The organism is Herbiconiux sp. UC225_62 (genome assembly GCF_042694625.1).
Taxonomy (GTDB): domain Bacteria; phylum Actinomycetota; class Actinomycetes; order Actinomycetales; family Microbacteriaceae; genus Herbiconiux.
In genome coordinates, this window is the sequence record NZ_CP170551.1 from 3,861,396 (window position 1) to 3,877,883 (window position 16,488).

Consider the following 16,488-nt stretch of genomic DNA (forward strand, 5'->3'; position numbering starts at 1 on the left):
GACCCGCACCGGCCGCACCAGCGACTAGTGCGCCGCCTCGTTCCAGTTCTGGCCGCGGCCGAGCTGCACCTCGAGCGGCACCGACAGCGAGGCGGCCGTCGACATGCGGGTGGTGACGACCTGGGCCAGCGCATCCCACTCCCCCGGCGCCACGTCGAACACGAGCTCGTCGTGCACCTGGAGCAGCATCTTCGACGCGAGTCCGCCCGCTTGGAGATCGGCCGAGATGCCGATCATAGCGATCTTGATGATGTCGGCGGCGGTGCCTTGGATGGGCGCGTTCAGCGCGGCCCGCTCGTCGTTGTCGCGCAGCACCCGATTGGCGCTGTTGAGGTTGGCGAACGGGCGACGCCGGCCGAAGATCGTCTCGGTGTAGCCGTCGACCTTGGCCTGCACCACGACGCTCCGCAGGTAGTCGCGAACGCCCCCGAAACGCTCGAAGTAGTCCTCCATCAGCTGACGCGCCTCGGCGGTCTCGATGCGCAGCTGCTTCGACAGGCCGAACGGCGACAGCCCGTAGGCCAGTCCGTACGACATCGCCTTCACCTTGGTGCGCATGTTCGGCGTCACGTCGGCCGGTTCGACACCGAAGACGCGCGCTCCCACGTACCGGTGCAAGTCTTCGCCCGAATGGAAGGCCTCGATCAGACCGGCATCGCCGGAGAGGTGCGCCATGATGCGCATCTCGATCTGCGAGTAGTCGGCGGTGAGCAGCGTCTCGAAACCGGAACCCACCTGGAAGGCGGCACGGATGCGCCGACCCTCCTCGGTCCGCACCGGGATGTTCTGCAGGTTCGGGTCGGTCGAGGAGATGCGCCCCGTCGACGAACCGGTCTGCACATACGTCGTGTGCACCCGGCCATCCGGAGCGATCGCCTTGTCGACCGACTCGATGATCTGCCGCAGCTTCGTCGCGTCGCGATGCGCGAGCAGCAATCCGAGGAAGGGATGCGGATTCGTGGCCTGGAGATCGGCGAGAGCACCGGCATCCGTCGAGTAGCCGGTCTTCGTGGCACGCGTCTTCGGCATGTCGAGCTGATCGAAGAGCACCTCCTGGATCTGCTTCGGCGAACCGAGGTTGATCTCGCGCCCGATGATGCCGAATGCGTCGGAGGCGATCTGGCCCGCCGACTCGCCGAGCTCGGCCGAGAGCGCCGCCAACTCGTCGTGGCTGACCGTGACCCCCGTGAGCTCGACCTGCGCGAGCACCAGCAGCGTGGGCATCTCGATCTCGGTGAGCACGCGCCGCGTGCGGTCGTCAAGGAGGGCGGAGAGCGCCTGCGCCACCCGCCAGGAATACCAGGCCTCTTCCGCCGGGCCCACGACCGAGTCGTCGTCGGGCACCAACTGATTCGGGTCGGGCGTCGGGAGGGTCTCCAGCAGGTGCCGGTCGACCAGCTGCGCGAGGGACCGATCGGCACTCGAATCCGGCTTCAGGAGCCAGGCGGCGATCACCGGGTCGAAGAGCAGGCCGTCGAACGCGAGCCCGGCCGCGCGGAGCGATTTGATCTGCTTCTTCGCGTCGAACAGGATCTTGGGGCTCGGGCCGGCGAGCCACTCCTCGAACGGCGCGAATTCGGTGCTGTCACGCACCCAGGGCAGATAGACCGTCTCGTGCGGAGTGGCCAGTCCGATCGCGATCGGGAACCCGTCGAGCGTCTCGACATGCACGGCCACCGCACCGCTCAGATCTGCCGGATCGGCCGACGCCGGATCGAAGGACCCCGAGTGCCGAGCGAGCCAGGCGGCCAGCTCGTCGTCGAGCAGGGTCACCGGCACGGGCGCCTTCTCGGCCTTCGCCGCGGCAGCCGCCGCAGCGGCCTGCCCCACCTCGGAGTCCCCTCCGATGCCCTCGAGCTTCAGGATGCGGTCGAGCAGCGTGCGGAATTCCAACCGCGCGAACACGTCGCGCATCGCCTGCTCGTCGATCGGCTGGCGCGCGAGGTCGGCCGGACCGACCGGCAACTCCACATCGGTCAGCAGCCGGTTGAGCTTACGGTTGCGGATCGCGTTCTCGGCGAACTCGCGCAGGTTGTTGCCCACCACACCGGGGATCTCGTCGCGGTGCTCGAGGATCGCGTCGAGCGAACCGTACTGGTTCAGCCACTTGACCGCCGTCTTCTCCCCGACCTTCGGGATGCCGGGCAGGTTGTCGCTGGTCTCGCCGACCAGAGCCGCGATCTCGGGGTACTGCTCGGGGCGGATGCCGTAGCGATCCTGCACCTTCGCCACGTCGTAGCGCGTGAGGTCGGAGACGCCCTGACGCGAGGGGTAGAGCAGCGTCACCTCGTCGTTGACCAGCTGGATCGCATCCCGGTCGCCGGAGACGACGAGCACACGGTAGCCCTGCTGCACGCCCTGCAGAGCGAGGGTGGCGAGGATGTCGTCGGCCTCGAAGTCGGGCTTCTCGATCGTGGTGATGCCGAGCGCGTGCAGTGCCTCCTGCAGCAGCGGCACCTGCCCCACGAACTCGGGCGGCGTCTCCCCGCGTGTGCCCTTGTACTCCGGGTACTCGCGGGTTCGGAACGACGAGCGCGAGACGTCGAAAGCCACCGCGAGATGCGTGGGGTTCTCGGCCTTCAGCAGGTTGATCATCATCGCGATGAACCCGTGGATGGCGTTGGTGTGTTGCCCGTCGCGGGTGGAGAAACTGTCGACCGGAAGGGCGTAGAACGCCCGGAAAGCGAGCGAATGTCCGTCGATGACGAGAAGGGTAGGCTGTTCTTTGTCCGGCACACGGCAAGCCTACACACGGCCTCCGACAGTCATTCAGACAGGAACACGCATCGATGACGCAGCCCGAAGCATCCGCCGAAGAACCCCTTCCGATGGACGTCATGGAGGTGTTCGGTTACCGCGGCATCGGCGCCCTGGCCGAGCGGATGGGCATCCAATTCCTCGAACTCACCCCCGAACGCTCGGTGGCGCGGATGCCCGTCGAGGGCAACACGCAGCCCCTCGGCCTGGTGCACGGCGGCGCCTATGTGGTGCTGGCCGAGAGTCTCGGTTCCACCGCCGCGAACCTCTTCGCCGGGCCGACGAAGATCGCGGTCGGCATCGAGATCAACGCCAGCCACTCCCGCTCCGCCACCGAGGGCTGGGTCACCGGAGTGTGCACGGCCATCAGTCTCGGCCGCACGCTCGTGACGCACGAGATCGCGATCAGCGACGAACAGGGGCGACGGCTGTCGACCGTGCGCATGACCAACTTCATCAAGGACCGGCCTGAGGGCCAGGTCTTCGAGAAGAAGTAGGGTCGGCTACTTCTTCGGGCTCAGCTGCTCGATGATCGCCTGGGCGACGTCGTGCATGGTGAGCCGGCGATCCATCGAGGCCTTCTGGATCCAGCGGAACGCCTCAGGCTCGGTGAGGCCCATCTTCTCGTTGAGCAGGCCCTTGGCCCGGTCGACGAGCTTGCGCGTCTCGAAGCGCTCCACGAGGTCGGCGACCTCGGACTCGAGCGTGATGATCTGGGCGTAACGCGAGAGGGCGATCTCGATCGCGGGCAGCAGGTCGTTCGGGGTGAACGGCTTCACGACGTAGGCCAGCGCGCCGGCTTCGGTGGCCCGCTCCACGAGTTCCTTCTGGCTGAACGCGGTGAGCAGCACGACGGGCGCGATGTGATCTTTCGACAGACGCTCGGCCGCGGAGATGCCGTCGAGCTGCGGCATCTTGACATCCATGATGACCAGGTCGGGGCGGAGCTCGGTGGCGAGGGCCACGGCCGTCTCGCCGTCTCCAGCCTCGCCGACGACATCGAACCCGTTGTCGCGCAGGATCTCGACGATGTCGAGGCGGATCAGCGATTCGTCTTCGGCCACCACAACACGGCGGGGCACTGCAGTCGTTGGTTCTTGGTCAGTCACGTTTCAACCCTACGGTATTCTGGACCTCGCTCGTAGCAAGCCGGTGTGGCGGAATGGCAGACGCGACGCACTCAAAATGCGTTGTCCGTGAGGGCATGTGGGTTCGAGTCCCACCACCGGTACCCAGAAGAAGGCCCTACCCCACAGGGATCGGGGTGGGCGTCAGCGTCGGCGTCGGGGTCGCGGCGGGCAACGCGGAGAAGATCGCGACCGGCACGTACTGGTGCACGATCTGCGTCGTGTAGCTGTTCGACAGCGGGCTGGTCTCGAAGGAGATCTGCATCGCGAAGTCGAGCATCAGGCCCTCGGTGTCAGGGGCCAGCACCCCGATCTGCTGCGATTCCAGCTGGAAACCGCCCTTCGGCGACGTGATCAGGAGGCCGAGCCCCTGTTCCGAGCGCATCGCCTCCGGGTCGAGGGTGACCTTCAACGGATCGGTGTTCAAGACGTAGGGCGACTCCACGGCGCCGCTGGCCGCCGACGTCTTGGCCGAGACGGTGATGTTCGACATGTAGACGCGACGCTTCTGATCGAAGGGCGCCTCCGCCGGCACCCGCTCGTCGTACACGCCGATGACGAACGAGAAGCGCTTGTCGGCATCCGGGGTCCAGTCGTGGGTCTTCTGCTCGGTCCACACGTCGAGCCTGAGTTGGAGCTGGTCGGCGATGTCGACCGTCGGGTGCACCGAACCCATGTCGGTGAACACCGAGGCGAATTGAAGCCGCGCGTCGGTCGCCTGGGTGCTGGAGCCACCGGACGCGCCGGACGTGGTCTTCTGCGACGGCGGAGTGGGCTGGATGCCGAACAACGGCAGGACGGACGAGCAGCCGGACAGGGCGATGACGGTCGCGACGGCGGCTCCGGCGCTGATGGCGCGCGCGACGAAAGGGGTGCTGTTCATGAGAGGACGCTTCCGGGTTCGGGTCGAAAATGTGCTGACGAGCCCGAAACTAACATCGTGAAAACGCGTCTTAAGGGAAAACGGCCAGGAGCCGATCGAAGCTTGATCGAATCCTGGCCGAATCCTGAGGATCGGATGACCCCCCGCGAGAGCAGTCCTTCTAGTTGTCGAAGGTGTCCGGCTTCAGCGGGTTGTGCGCGGAGCCGATGATGTGCACGCGCATGTCGTTCGTGGTGCCCGACACTCCGGGAGGGGAGCCGGAGATGACGATGACCTTGTCGCCGATCTGCGCACGGCCGAGGCCGAGCAGCACGTCGTCGACCTGCACCATCAGTTCGTCGGTGTGGGTCACGCGCGGCACCAGGTAGGACTGCACGCCCCAGCTGAGCGCCATGCGGTTACGGATGCCGGGCAGCGGCGTGAAGCCCAGGATCGGGATCGTCGACCGCAGGCGGGTCATCCGGCGCACCGAATCGCCCGACTCCGTGAAGACACAGAGGAACTTCGCCCCCACGAAGTCGCCGACCTCCGCGGCGGCGAGGGTGACCGCGCCGCCCTGGGTGCGGGGCTTCGTGCCGAGGGCCGGGATGCGCTCCAGGCCGTGGTCCTCCGTCGACTCGATGATGCGCGCCATGGTCTGCACGGTGATCACCGGGTACTCGCCGACGCTGGTCTCGCCCGAGAGCATGACCGCGTCCGCACCGTCGAGGACGGCGTTGGCGCAGTCGGATGCCTCGGCGCGCGTCGGGCGCGGCGAGGAGATCATCGACTCGAGCACCTGGGTGGCGACGATGACCGGCTTGGCCATGCGGCGGGACAGCTCGATCGCGCGCTTCTGCACGATCGGCACGGCTTCGAGGGGCAGCTCGACGCCGAGGTCGCCACGGGCGACCATGATGCCGTCGAAGGCGTCGATGATCTCCTCGAGGTTGTCGACCGCCTGCGGCTTCTCGATCTTGGCGATCACGGGGACCTTGCGGCCCTCCTCCGCCATGATCTCCTGCACCAGGTCGACATCGGACGCGTCGCGCACGAACGAGAGCGCGATCAGGTCGGCGCCGAGGCGGAGGCCCCAACGGAGGTCCGCGATGTCCTTCTCCGACATGGCCGGAACGTTGACGGCGACGCCGGGCAGGTTGATGCCCTTGTTGTTGGAAACGGCTCCCGGCACCTCGACGCGCGTGGTCACGACGGTTCCGTCGGTCTCGAGTACGCGCAGCGTCACCTTGCCGTCGTCGATCAGCAGCGGATCGCCGGGCTTGACGTCCTGGGGCAGGCCCTTGAACGTGGTGGAGGAGATCTCCTTGTTGCCGATGATGTCCTCGATGGTGATCTTGAAGATGTCACCCTCGGCGAGGTCGTAGGGACCGTTCTCGAACTTGCCGAGACGGATCTTCGGGCCCTGGAGGTCGACGAGCACCGCGACGGCACGACCCGAGTCGTCGGCCGCCTGGCGGACGTTCCGGTAGACCCCCTCGTGCACGTCGTAGCTGCCGTGGCTGAGGTTCATCCGCGCGACGTCGACGCCCGCATCGATGATCGCTCTGATGGTTTCATAGGTCGACGTTGCCGGACCCAGTGTTGCGACGATTTTCGCGCGTCTCATCAGTGTGTATTGCTCCGAGTTCTGCGCCGAAACGCATGGTGGTGGTGGAGTGGTGGTTGGTGTGGAGTCTCGACCGGGAGGCTATCAGATCGAGATTGCGCGGTCGGTCGGCTTCACGGGGAAGGGCAGGTCGGTCTCGCCCTCCAGGTAGCGGTCGACGGCGGATGCCGCAGCACGTCCCTCGGCGATGGCCCAGACGATGAGCGACTGGCCACGACCGGCGTCGCCGGCCACGAAGACGCCCGGGGTGGTGCTCTGGTAGTCGCCATCGCGCTCGACGTTGCCGCGGTCGTCGAACCGGGTGCCGAGCTGCGTGGAGATGTCGTCCGCCTCGGCGCCGGTGAACCCGAGGGCCAGCAGCACCAGGTCGGCCGGGATCTCGCGCTCGGTACCGGCCTTGGGCACGCGGCGACCGTCGAGGAACTCGGTCTCGGCGACGCGGATGGCCCGCACCTCGCCGGACTCGTTCGAGAGGAACTCCACGGTGGAGGCGAGGTAGGTGCGCTCACCGCCCTCCTCGTGTGCGCTCGAGACCTCGAACAGGGTCGGGAACATCGGCCAGGGCTGGTGCTCGGGACGCTCCGCCGGCGGCTGCTTGCCGATGGCGAGGTTGGTGACCGAGAGCGCGCCCTGACGGTGCGCCGTGCCGATGCAGTCCGCACCGGTGTCGCCACCGCCGAGAACCACGACGTGCTTGCCCTCGGCGGTGATCTGACCCAGGATGTCGTCGCCCGCGCCGACCTTGTTCTGCTGGACCAGGTACTCCATCGCGTAGTGCACGCCGTCGAGGTCGCGGCCGGGGATCGGCAGGTCGCGCGGAACCGTGGCGCCGGTGCAGACGATCACGGCGTCGTAACGGGCGCGCAGGTCGTCCCAGGAGATGTCGACACCGATCTCGATGCCGGCCCGGAAGCGCGTGCCCTCGGCCATCATCTGCGTGAGACGGGCCTCGAGGTGCTTCTTCTCCATCTTGAAGTCGGGGATGCCGTAGCGCAGCAGGCCGCCGATGCGGTCGTCGCGCTCGTACACGGCCACCGTGTGCCCGGCGCGCGTGAGCTGCTGAGCGGCGGCCAGACCGGCGGGGCCGGAGCCGACCACGGCGACCGTCTTACCGGTCAGACGCTCCGGCGGGTGCGGCTGCACCCATCCGTTCGCGAAGGCCTGGTCGATGATCGACACCTCGACCTGCTTGATCGTGACCGGAGGCTGGTTGATGCCCAGCACGCACGACGACTCGCAAGGCGCCGGGCACAGCCGCCCGGTGAACTCCGGGAAGTTGTTCGTGGCGTGCAGCCGTTCGATGGCCTGACGGCCCTCATCGCGCCGGGTGAGGTCGTTCCACTCCGGGATCAGGTTGCCGAGGGGGCAGCCGTGGTGGCAGAACGGGATGCCGCAGTCCATGCAACGCCCGGCCTGGCGCCGGGTGGTCGCCGCATCGCCCTGCTCGTAGACCTCTTTCCAGTCCATGAGCCGCACGGAGACCGGCCGCCGGGGAGGCAGTTCACGTTCCTGTACTTTCAGGAAGCCCTTGGGATCAGCCACCTGTCACCTCCAAAATGCGTCCCCAGACGACGTCGCCGTCGGGGTCGAGTCCTTCTTCGACCGCCGTCTGCCGGGTGGCCAGAACAGCGGCGTAGTCACGGGGCAGCACCTTCACGAAGGAGGCGATGGTCGTGTCGAAATCGGCGAGCATCCGTGCCGCCAGCGGCGACCCGGTCTCGGCCTCGTGACGCTGCAGCAGGTCGCGCACGATCTCCACGTCGGCGCCGCCGAGCGGCAGCAGCTGGAGCTCGCCCGAGGCCAGCGAATCGGCGTTCACGCGCTCCTCGTGGAGCTCGTACACGTACGCCGTTCCACCGGACATGCCGGCGCCGAGGTTGCGGCCGGTCGAACCCAGGATGAGCGCGAGGCCGCCGGTCATGTACTCGAGCGCGTGGTCGCCCACGCCCTCCACGACGGCGGTCGCGCCGGAGTTGCGCACCAGGAACCGCTCCCCCACGATGCCACGGAGGAACATGCTGCCGCGCGTGGCGCCGTAGCCGATGACGTTGCCGGCGATGACGTTGCGCTCGGCCGGGAAGACCGAGTTGCGGTCGGGGCGCAGGATGATCTGCCCGCCCGACAGGCCCTTGCCCACGTAGTCGTTCGAGTCGCCCTCAAGACGCAGCGTGATGCCGGAGGGCAGGAATGCGCCGAGCGACTGACCGGCCGAGCCGAGGAGGGTGATCTGGATCGTTCCGTCGGGCAGGCCCTGCTCACCGTGACGCTTCGTGACCTCGTGGCCGAGCATGGTGCCGACCGCGCGCTCGGTGTTGCGGATCGGCAGCGTGATGGCCACCGGCTCCCCGTGGTCGAGCGCGGCGACGGCCTCGTGGATGAGTCGCTTGTCGAAGTGCTTCTCCAGCTCGTGCTCCTGCGGCCGGCGGTTCGACCGCGGCTCGTCGGGCTCGAAGTGCGGTCCCACCAGCACGGGGCTGAGGTCGAGGCCATCCGTCTTGAAGTGCTCGATCGCGGCGTTCACGTCGAGAAGCTCGTTGTGGCCGATGGCCTCCTCGAGGCTGCGGAACCCGAGCTCGGCCAGGTATTCGCGCACCTCCTGGGCGAGGAACTCGAAGAAGTTCACCACGAACTCGGGCTTGCCGCTGAACCGGGCACGGAGCTCGGGGTTCTGCGTGGCGACGCCGACCGGGCAGGTGTCGAGGTGGCAGACGCGCATCAGGATGCAGCCCTCCACCACGAGCGGCGCGGTGGCGAAGCCGTATTCCTCAGCACCCAGCAGGGCGCCGATCACGACGTCGCGACCGGTCTTCATCTGGCCGTCGACCTGCACCACGACGCGGTCGCGCATCCCATTCAGCATCAGGGTCTGCTGGGTCTCGGCGAGGCCGATCTCCCAGGGCGTTCCCGCGTGCTTGAGCGAGTTGAGCGGGCTCGCGCCGGTTCCGCCGTCGTGGCCGGAGACAAGCACGACGTCGGCCAGGGCCTTCGTGACACCCGCGGCGACCGCACCGATGCCGTTCTGCGACACCAGCTTCACGTGCACCCGCGCCTCGGGGTTGGCCCGCTTGAGGTCGAAGATGAGCTGCTTGAGGTCTTCGATCGAGTAGATGTCGTGGTGCGGCGGCGGCGAGATGAGGCCGACGCCCGCGGTCGCGTGCCGGGTGCGTGCCACCCAGGGGTAGACCTTCGTGGGCGGCAGCTGGCCGCCCTCACCGGGCTTGGCTCCCTGCGCCATCTTGATCTGGATGTCGGTGGCGTGGGTGAGGTACATGCTCGTGACACCGAAGCGACCGGACGCGACCTGCTTGATCGCGCTGCGCCGTTCCGGGTCGAGCAGACGGTCGACGTCCTCGCCGCCCTCACCGGTGTTCGACTTCGCGCCGAGCCGGTTCATGGCGATCGCGAGTGTCTCGTGCGCCTCCTTGGAGATCGAGCCGTAGCTCATGGCTCCGGTGGAGAAGCGCTTGACTATCGACTCGACCGACTCGACCTCGTCGAGCGGCACCGCCGGGCGCACGCCGGTGCGCAGCTTGAAGAGCCCGCGCATCGTCATGAGGTTCTCGGCCTGGTCGTCGACCAGCTTCGTGTACTCGCGGAAGATGTCGTAACGCCGCGCGCGGGTCGCGTGCTGCAGGCGGAACACCGTGTCGGGGTTGAACAGGTGCGGCGGACCTTCGCGGCGCCACTGGTACTCGCCGCCGGTGGCCAACGGTTCGTGCACGGTGGTCGCGCCGTCTTCGGGGTAGGCGGCCGCGTGCCGGGCCGCGCTTTCCCCCGCGATGACGTCGATGCCGACGCCGCCGAGCTTCGAGGAGGTGCCGGTGAAGTACTCCTCCACGAACTCCGGCGCGAGGCCGACCGCTTCGAAGGTCTGGGCGCCCGCGTACGACGACACCGTGGAGATGCCCATCTTCGACATGATCTTCAGCACGCCCTTGCCGAGCGCCTTGATCACGTTCTTGACGGCCTTCTCCGGTGTGACACCGGAGATGTCGCCCGAGCGCACCAGGTTCTCGCAGGTCTCCATGGCGAGGTAGGGGTTGACCGCGGAGGCGCCGTAGCCGATGAGCAGCGCGACGTGGTGCACCTCGCGCACGTCGCCGGCCTCCACGATCAGGCCCACCTTCATGCGGGTCTGCTTGCGGATGAGGTGGTGGTGCACGCCGGCCAGCATCAGGAGCGAGGGAACCGGCGCGAGCTCCCGGTTGGAGTCGCGGTCGGAGAGCACGATGAACTCCGCGCCCTGCTCGATCGCCTCGTCGGCCTCGGCACACATCGCCGCGATGCGGTTCTGCATGGCCTTGGGGCCTTCGTCGACGCGGTAGAGACCCTTCAGGGTCGTGGTGAGGCGGCTGCCCGACGACGGATCGATGTGCTGGATCTTCGCCAGTTCGTCGTTGTCGATCACCGGGAAATCGAGGATGACCTGCCGGGTGTGCTCGGGCGTGGCGTCGAGCAGGTTGCGCTCCGGGCCGAGACCCAGCCGGAGGCTCGTGACGACCTCTTCGCGGATCGAGTCCAGCGGCGGGTTCGTGACCTGCGCGAACTGCTGCGTGAAGTAGTCGAAGAGCAGTCGCGGACGGTCGCTGAGCACCGCGATCGGCGTGTCGGAGCCCATGGCGCCGAGCGGCTCGGCCGCGTTCTTCGCCATCGGGGTGAGCAGGATGCGCACCTCTTCCTCGGTGTAGCCGAAGGTGCGCTGGCGGCGGGTGACGGATGCCGGCGTGTGCACGATGTGCTCGCGCTCCGGCAGGTCGCGCAGGTTGATGCGACCCTCGTCGAGCCACTGCCCGTAGGGCTCGGCGGCGGCGAGCTCGGCCTTGATCTCGTCGTCCTCGATCAGGCGACCGGCCGCCGTGTCGACGAGGAACATCTTGCCAGGGCGCAGACGTCCCTTGCGCACCACCCGAGACGGCTCGACGTCGATGACGCCGATCTCGCTCGCGAGCACCACGAGGCCGTCGTCGGTGATCAGATAGCGGCCGGGGCGCAGGCCGTTGCGGTCGAGGGTCGCACCGGCGAGCGTGCCGTCGGTGAAGATGAGGGCGGCCGGGCCGTCCCACGGCTCCATGAGCATCGAATGGTACTCGTAGAAGGCGCGGCGGGCGTCTTCGAAGTCGGCCTGGTTCTCCCAGGCCTCCGGCACCATCATCATGATGGCGTGCGGCAGCGAGCGTCCGGCGAGCGTCAGCAGCTCCACGACCTCGTCGAACGACCCGGAGTCGCTGAGGCCGGGCGTGACGATCGGGTACAGCGGCGAGAGATCGCCGAGCAGCTCCGACTCGAGCTGCGACTGGCGGGCGCGCATCCAGTTGCGGTTGCCCTGAACCGTGTTGATCTCGCCGTTGTGCGCCATCATCCGCAGCGGCTGAGCGAGCGGCCACGACGGGAAGGTGTTCGTGGAGTACCGGGAGTGCACGAGCGCGAGCTTGGACGCGAACCGCTCGTCGGAGAGATCCGGGTAGAACGGCTCGAGCTGGAGCGTCGTGACCATGCCCTTGTAGGTGATGGTGCGGCACGAGAGCGACATGAAGTACACCTGGTGCTCGAGCTCGGCGCGCTTGCGCAGGCGGAAGGCCTGGCGGTCCAGCGGCAGGTCGGAGAGCGTGGCGCCCGACTCCGTGGTGCGCGTGGACTGCACGAAGAGCTGCCAGATCGCCGGCATGGCGTCACGGGCGAGGCGGCCGAGCTCGTCCGGACGCACCGGCACTTCGCGCCAGCCGAGGATGCGCAGGTCTTCCTGCTCGGCGAGGTCGCGGATGCGGTCCATCACCTCTTGACGCTCGTCGGCGTGCAGCGGCAGGAAGGCGTTGCCGACGGCGTACCGACCCACCGGGGGCAGTTCGACGGGCGCGACGGCCCGTAGGAACGCATCCGGGATCTGGGTCAGGATGCCCGCTCCGTCGCCGGTGCCGGCGTCGGAGCCGATGGCTCCGCGGTGCTCGAGGTTGCGCAGGGCGCCGAGCGCGGTGTCGATGATGTCGTGCCCCGCCGTTCCGCGGAGTGTGGCCACCATCGCGAGACCGCAGGCGTCTTTCTCCGAGCTCGGGTCGTACAGACCCTGAGCGGTCGGGAGTGCGCTGAAGCTGAAGCCGGGCGCGGGGCGCTGTGCAGGCTGATCGGCCATAGAGAACCGTCCTCTACGTGTTTCTTAGGGAACTGGGACGCCAATGGCCCAAGGATGTCAGTGTGTTGCCACCGGGATGCTGTCTCCCTGTGGGGGTCCGATGTGGCCGCGCCGGTGCTGTACCTGTGCGGACTAGGGCTTCGCTCCGACTTCACTTTTGGCGCTCGGTTCGACTGCCTCGTTCTCGGAAGCCTCGGGAGCTTCCTCGCCCTCCAGCTCGTCGTCCGAATACGTGTCGGTCGATTCTACCTCAGCAGAAGCCGGAACCCATTCCGCCCCCGGTCGGTACGGGCTCGGCTCGAGTCCGGGATGCCGTCGCGACTGCACCGCGATCAGGATGATTCCGGCCAGAACAGCGGCCCAGGCGCCCCAGACGTTGGTGCGCACACCCAGGAAGATCTCGCTCGGATCGACCCGGATCGTCTCGAACCAGGAGCGACCGAGGCCGTACCAGACCAGATAGAGACCGAAGAGCTTGCCCCATTGCAACCGGAAGCGGCGCTCCAGCCAGAGCAGCACGGCGACGCCGGCGAGGTTCCAGACGATCTCGTAGAGGAAGGTCGGGTGGAACAGCGTGCCATCAGCGAGCCCGGTGGGGAACGCCGGATTGTCGGAGGGCACCTCGAGTCCCCAGGGCAGCGTCGTGGGCTGTCCGAAGAGCTCGGTGTTGAAGTAGTTGCCGAGCCGCCCCACCGCCTGGGCCACCAGGAGTGCGGGCGCGAGGGCGTCGGCGAAGGTCCAGAAGCGGATGCCGCTCAGCCGGCAGCCGATGAGCGCGCCGACCGCGCCGCCGATCAGGGAGCCGAACACCGCGATCCCGCCCTCCCAGATGAAGAACACCCGCAGCGGATCGGCGCCGTCGTAGAAGTAGTCACCCGGGTGCGTGAGCACGTGGAACGCCCGCGCCCCGACGAAACCGAGCGGCACCGCCCAGATGATGATGTCGAGCACCACCCCCGGCTCGGCTCCACGCCTCGTGAGACGGCGCGAGGTGATCCAGGTGGCGATCACGATGCCGGCGATGAGGCAGAGCGCGTAGAACCGGATGGGCAGGTTCCACTGACCGAAGAAGGTCAGCCCGATGCTCGAGAGCCACTGCGTGAGGTCGAAAGAACTCACCTCGGGGCTGGGGATGCTGAGGGGCACGAACATCCCGCTACCCTACCGGTGCGTGCCCTCGGCCAGTTCTGCCGCGAGGCGACCCACTGCGTCGACTCCTCCGTCGGCCAGGGCCTTCACGAGTGCCGAACCCACGATCGCGCCGTCGGCATAGCTGAGGATCTCGGCGATCTGATCGGCGGTCGAGATCCCGATGCCCACGGCGAGGCTCTCTCCGCCCTGCTCGCGGAGGCGCGCGACCAGCGTGCGGGCCGCGGCGTCGAGGTCGGCGCGGGCGCCGGTGATGCCCATCGTGGAGACGGTGTAGACGAATCCGCGGCTGTTCTCGACGGCGAGGCGCAGACGCTCGTCGGTCGAGGTCGGCGCGGCCAGGAACACCCGGTCGAGTCCGGTGCGGTCACTCGTCGCGAGCCAGTCGGCAGCCGAGTCGACCGTGAGGTCGGGCGTGATGAGCCCGGCGCCCCCGGCCGAGACCAGGTCGTCGGCGAAGCGGTCGACCCCGTACTGGAGCACGGGGTTCCAATACGTCATGAGCAGCACCGGGGCGTCGACACGCGAGCGGATGCGCTCGACCGCGGTGAAGGCATCCGTCAGCCGGAAGCCACCCTGCAGGGAGGCCAGGGTCGCGGCCTGGATGACCGGGCCGTCCATGACCGGATCGGAGTAGGGCAGGCCGAGTTCGAGCACGTCGACGCCGTTCTCGACCAGCGCCACCGCCGCGTCGACGCTCGCGTCGAGCGAAGGGAAGCCCACCGGCAGGTAGCCGACGAAGGCTCCGGCGCGGTCGGCGTTGGCGGTGGCGATGGTGCCTGCCACGGGCGATTCGCCGGCCGACCGGCTCGTGGAGGGGGCGTCGTGGACGGTGTCGCTCATACCTTCGCGTTCCCCTGCTCGTCGAGCACGTCGAAGTACCGCCCCGCGGTCTCCACGTCTTTGTCTCCGCGGCCGCTCAGCGACACCAGGATCGTCGCATCCGGGCCGAGCTCGCGACCGAGCTCGATCGTGCCGGCGAGGGCGTGGGCCGATTCGATGGCCGGGATGATCCCCTCCGTGCTGCAGAGCAGGCGGAAGGCCTGCATCGCCTGCTCGTCGGTGATCGGGCGATAGTTCGCGCGCCCGATGGATGCCAACCACGCGTGCTCCGGACCGACGCCCGGGTAGTCCAGGCCCGCCGAGATGGAGTGCGAGTCGAGGGTCTGCCCGTCGGCATCCTGCAGCATGTAGCTGCGCGAGCCGTGCAGCACTCCCGGGCGGCCCTTGGTGATCGTGGCCGCGTGCTTGTCGGTCTCGGCGCCGAGCCCGGCGGCCTCGTAGCCGTAGAGGCCCACCGAGGTGTCGTCGAGGAAGGCGTGGAAGATGCCGATCGCGTTCGAGCCGCCGCCGACGCACGCGGTGACGGCATCCGGCAGCGCGCCGGTCAGATCGAGCATCTGCTGGCGCGCTTCTTCGCCGATGACCTTCACGAAGTCGCGCACCATCACCGGGAACGGGTGCGGGCCGGCGACCGTGCCGAGCAGGTAGTGCGTGTTCTCGACGTTGGCCACCCAGTCGCGGAACGCCTCGTTCAGGGCGTCCTTCAGCGTGCGCGTGCCGCTCTTCACCGGGATGACCTCGGCGCCCAGCAGCCGCATCCGGGCGACGTTGAGCGCTTGGCGCTCCGTGTCGACCTCGCCCATGTAGACGACGCATTCCATGCCGAACAGGGCGGCGGCGGTCGCCGTGGCGACGCCGTGCTGACCCGCTCCGGTCTCCGCGATGAGGCGCGACTTGCCGATGCGACGGGCGATCAGCGCCTGGCCGAGCACGTTGTTGATCTTGTGCGACCCGGTGTGGTTGAGGTCTTCGCGCTTCAGGATGACGCGCGCACCGCCGGCGTGGCGGGCGAAACGCGGCACCTCGGTGAGGATCGACGGCCGGCCGGTGTACGTGCGGCCGAGCGCGGCCAGTTCCTCGTGGAACGCCGGGTCGAGCTTCGCGAGCTGGTAGGCCTCGGCGAGCTCGTCGAGAGCGGCGATGAGCGACTCCGGCATGAAACGGCCGCCGAATTCGCCGAAGAAGGGTCCGGCCTCCTCGCGGAGGGAGTGGGAGGTGTCGGTCATACGGAGAGGAACTCCTTCAGTGTCGTCACCGGGTCGTCACCGGTGACGAGGGCTTCGCCGACCAGCACCACGTCGGCGCCGGCCGCACGGTAGTGGGCGACGTCGGCAGCGGTCGAGACGGCGGATTCCGCCACCTTGATCGTGCCGGCGGGGATGCGATCGGCCAGGCGGCCGAAGAGATCGCGGTCGAGTTCGAAGGTGCTGAGGTTGCGCGCGTTGACGCCGACGAGACGAGCGCCGAGGTCGACGGCGCGGGAGACCTCGACGGCGTCGTGCGTCTCCACCAGCGGGGTCATGCCGAGCTGGGTGATGAACGCGTGCAGGCGCGTGAGCGTGGGCTGGTCGAGAGCTGCCACGATGAGCAGCACCAGGTCGGCGCCGGCGGCTCGCGCTTCGAGGACCTGGTACTCGGTCGCGATGAAGTCCTTACGGAGCACCGGGATGTCCACGGCCGCGCGCACCGCCTCGAGATCGGCCAGCGACCCCTTGAACTTGCGCTGCTCGGTGAGCACGCTGATGGCGCTCGCTCCGCCTGCCGCGTAGCGGGCGGACAGAGCAGCGGGATCGGTGATCTCCGCCAGAGCGCCCCGCGAAGGGCTCGCGCGCTTGACCTCGGCGATGATCTTCACCTGGTCGGCGGGCGCGAGGAACGCCAAGGCGTCGAGCGCGGGCGACACAGCGAGGGCAGCGGACTCGACCTGGTCGAGACCGCGTGTCGTCTGCCGTTCCGCCGCATCCTCGAGCGCTCCGGCGACGAGATCGGCGAGCAC

At 68.2% G+C, this 16,488-nt stretch carries 11 protein-coding genes and 1 tRNA gene; 2 read left to right on the forward strand and 10 right to left on the reverse strand.

Annotated elements, in window-relative coordinates; genetic code table 11:
- Positions 1-24: 24 nt before the first annotated feature.
- Positions 25-2,736 carry a DNA polymerase I gene (gene polA / locus ACFJGU_RS18865; protein ID WP_382305620.1) on the reverse strand — a complete coding sequence of 904 codons (2,712 nt, stop codon included), beginning with the start codon at positions 2,734-2,736 and terminating at the stop codon, positions 25-27.
- Positions 2,737-2,828: 92 nt separating this feature from the next.
- Between polA and ACFJGU_RS18870 the strand changes: the two genes are divergently transcribed.
- Positions 2,829-3,254 carry a PaaI family thioesterase gene (locus ACFJGU_RS18870; RefSeq protein ID WP_382310444.1) on the forward strand — a complete coding sequence of 142 codons (426 nt, stop codon included), beginning with the start codon at positions 2,829-2,831 and terminating at the stop codon, positions 3,252-3,254.
- Positions 3,255-3,260: 6 nt separating this feature from the next.
- On the opposite strand, the gene ACFJGU_RS18875 is transcribed toward ACFJGU_RS18870, so the two are convergent.
- Positions 3,261-3,866 carry an ANTAR domain-containing response regulator gene (locus ACFJGU_RS18875; RefSeq protein WP_092552903.1) on the reverse strand — a complete coding sequence of 202 codons (606 nt, stop codon included), beginning with the start codon at positions 3,864-3,866 and terminating at the stop codon, positions 3,261-3,263.
- 39 nt (positions 3,867-3,905) lie between these two features.
- Here ACFJGU_RS18875 and ACFJGU_RS18880 point away from each other — a divergent pair.
- Positions 3,906-3,988: transfer RNA gene (locus ACFJGU_RS18880), tRNA-Leu, on the forward strand.
- A 14-nt stretch (positions 3,989-4,002) separates the two neighbouring features.
- Here the strand turns inward: ACFJGU_RS18880 and ACFJGU_RS18885 are convergent.
- The 8 genes from ACFJGU_RS18885 to trpC form a co-directional block, all read right to left on the reverse strand.
- The gene (locus ACFJGU_RS18885) at positions 4,003-4,767 is read right to left on the reverse strand and encodes a hypothetical protein (RefSeq protein WP_382305622.1); all 765 of its coding nucleotides are present in this window, start codon (positions 4,765-4,767) and stop codon (positions 4,003-4,005) included.
- Positions 4,768-4,927: 160 nt separating this feature from the next.
- Positions 4,928-6,373: a pyruvate kinase gene (pyk, locus tag ACFJGU_RS18890; RefSeq protein ID WP_382305624.1), complete on the reverse strand. Its 1,446-nt coding sequence runs from the start codon at positions 6,371-6,373 to the stop codon at positions 4,928-4,930.
- Positions 6,374-6,457: 84 nt separating this feature from the next.
- On the reverse strand, positions 6,458-7,915 hold the full coding sequence (locus ACFJGU_RS18895) for a glutamate synthase subunit beta (protein WP_382305626.1): 1,458 nt from the start codon (positions 7,913-7,915) through the stop codon (positions 6,458-6,460).
- Positions 7,908-12,500: a glutamate synthase large subunit gene (gltB, locus tag ACFJGU_RS18900; RefSeq protein ID WP_382305627.1), complete on the reverse strand. Its 4,593-nt coding sequence runs from the start codon at positions 12,498-12,500 to the stop codon at positions 7,908-7,910. Before gltB ends, ACFJGU_RS18895 begins: the two co-directional genes overlap by 8 nt.
- Positions 12,501-12,632: 132 nt before the next feature.
- Complete coding sequence (gene lgt, locus ACFJGU_RS18905; RefSeq protein ID WP_382305628.1) at positions 12,633-13,652, reverse strand: prolipoprotein diacylglyceryl transferase; 1,020 nt, start codon at positions 13,650-13,652, stop codon at positions 12,633-12,635.
- Between the two features lie 9 nt (positions 13,653-13,661).
- Entirely contained in the window at positions 13,662-14,492 is an 831-nt protein-coding gene (gene trpA, locus ACFJGU_RS18910) for a tryptophan synthase subunit alpha (RefSeq protein ID WP_382305630.1), read from the reverse strand.
- Positions 14,489-15,718, reverse strand: coding sequence for a tryptophan synthase subunit beta (gene trpB, locus ACFJGU_RS18915; RefSeq protein ID WP_382305631.1), 1,230 nt, complete (start codon positions 15,716-15,718; stop codon positions 14,489-14,491). Before trpB ends, trpA begins: the two co-directional genes overlap by 4 nt.
- The gene (gene trpC / locus ACFJGU_RS18920; protein ID WP_382305633.1) at positions 15,715-16,488 is read right to left on the reverse strand and encodes an indole-3-glycerol phosphate synthase TrpC; all 774 of its coding nucleotides are present in this window, start codon (positions 16,486-16,488) and stop codon (positions 15,715-15,717) included. Before trpC ends, trpB begins: the two co-directional genes overlap by 4 nt.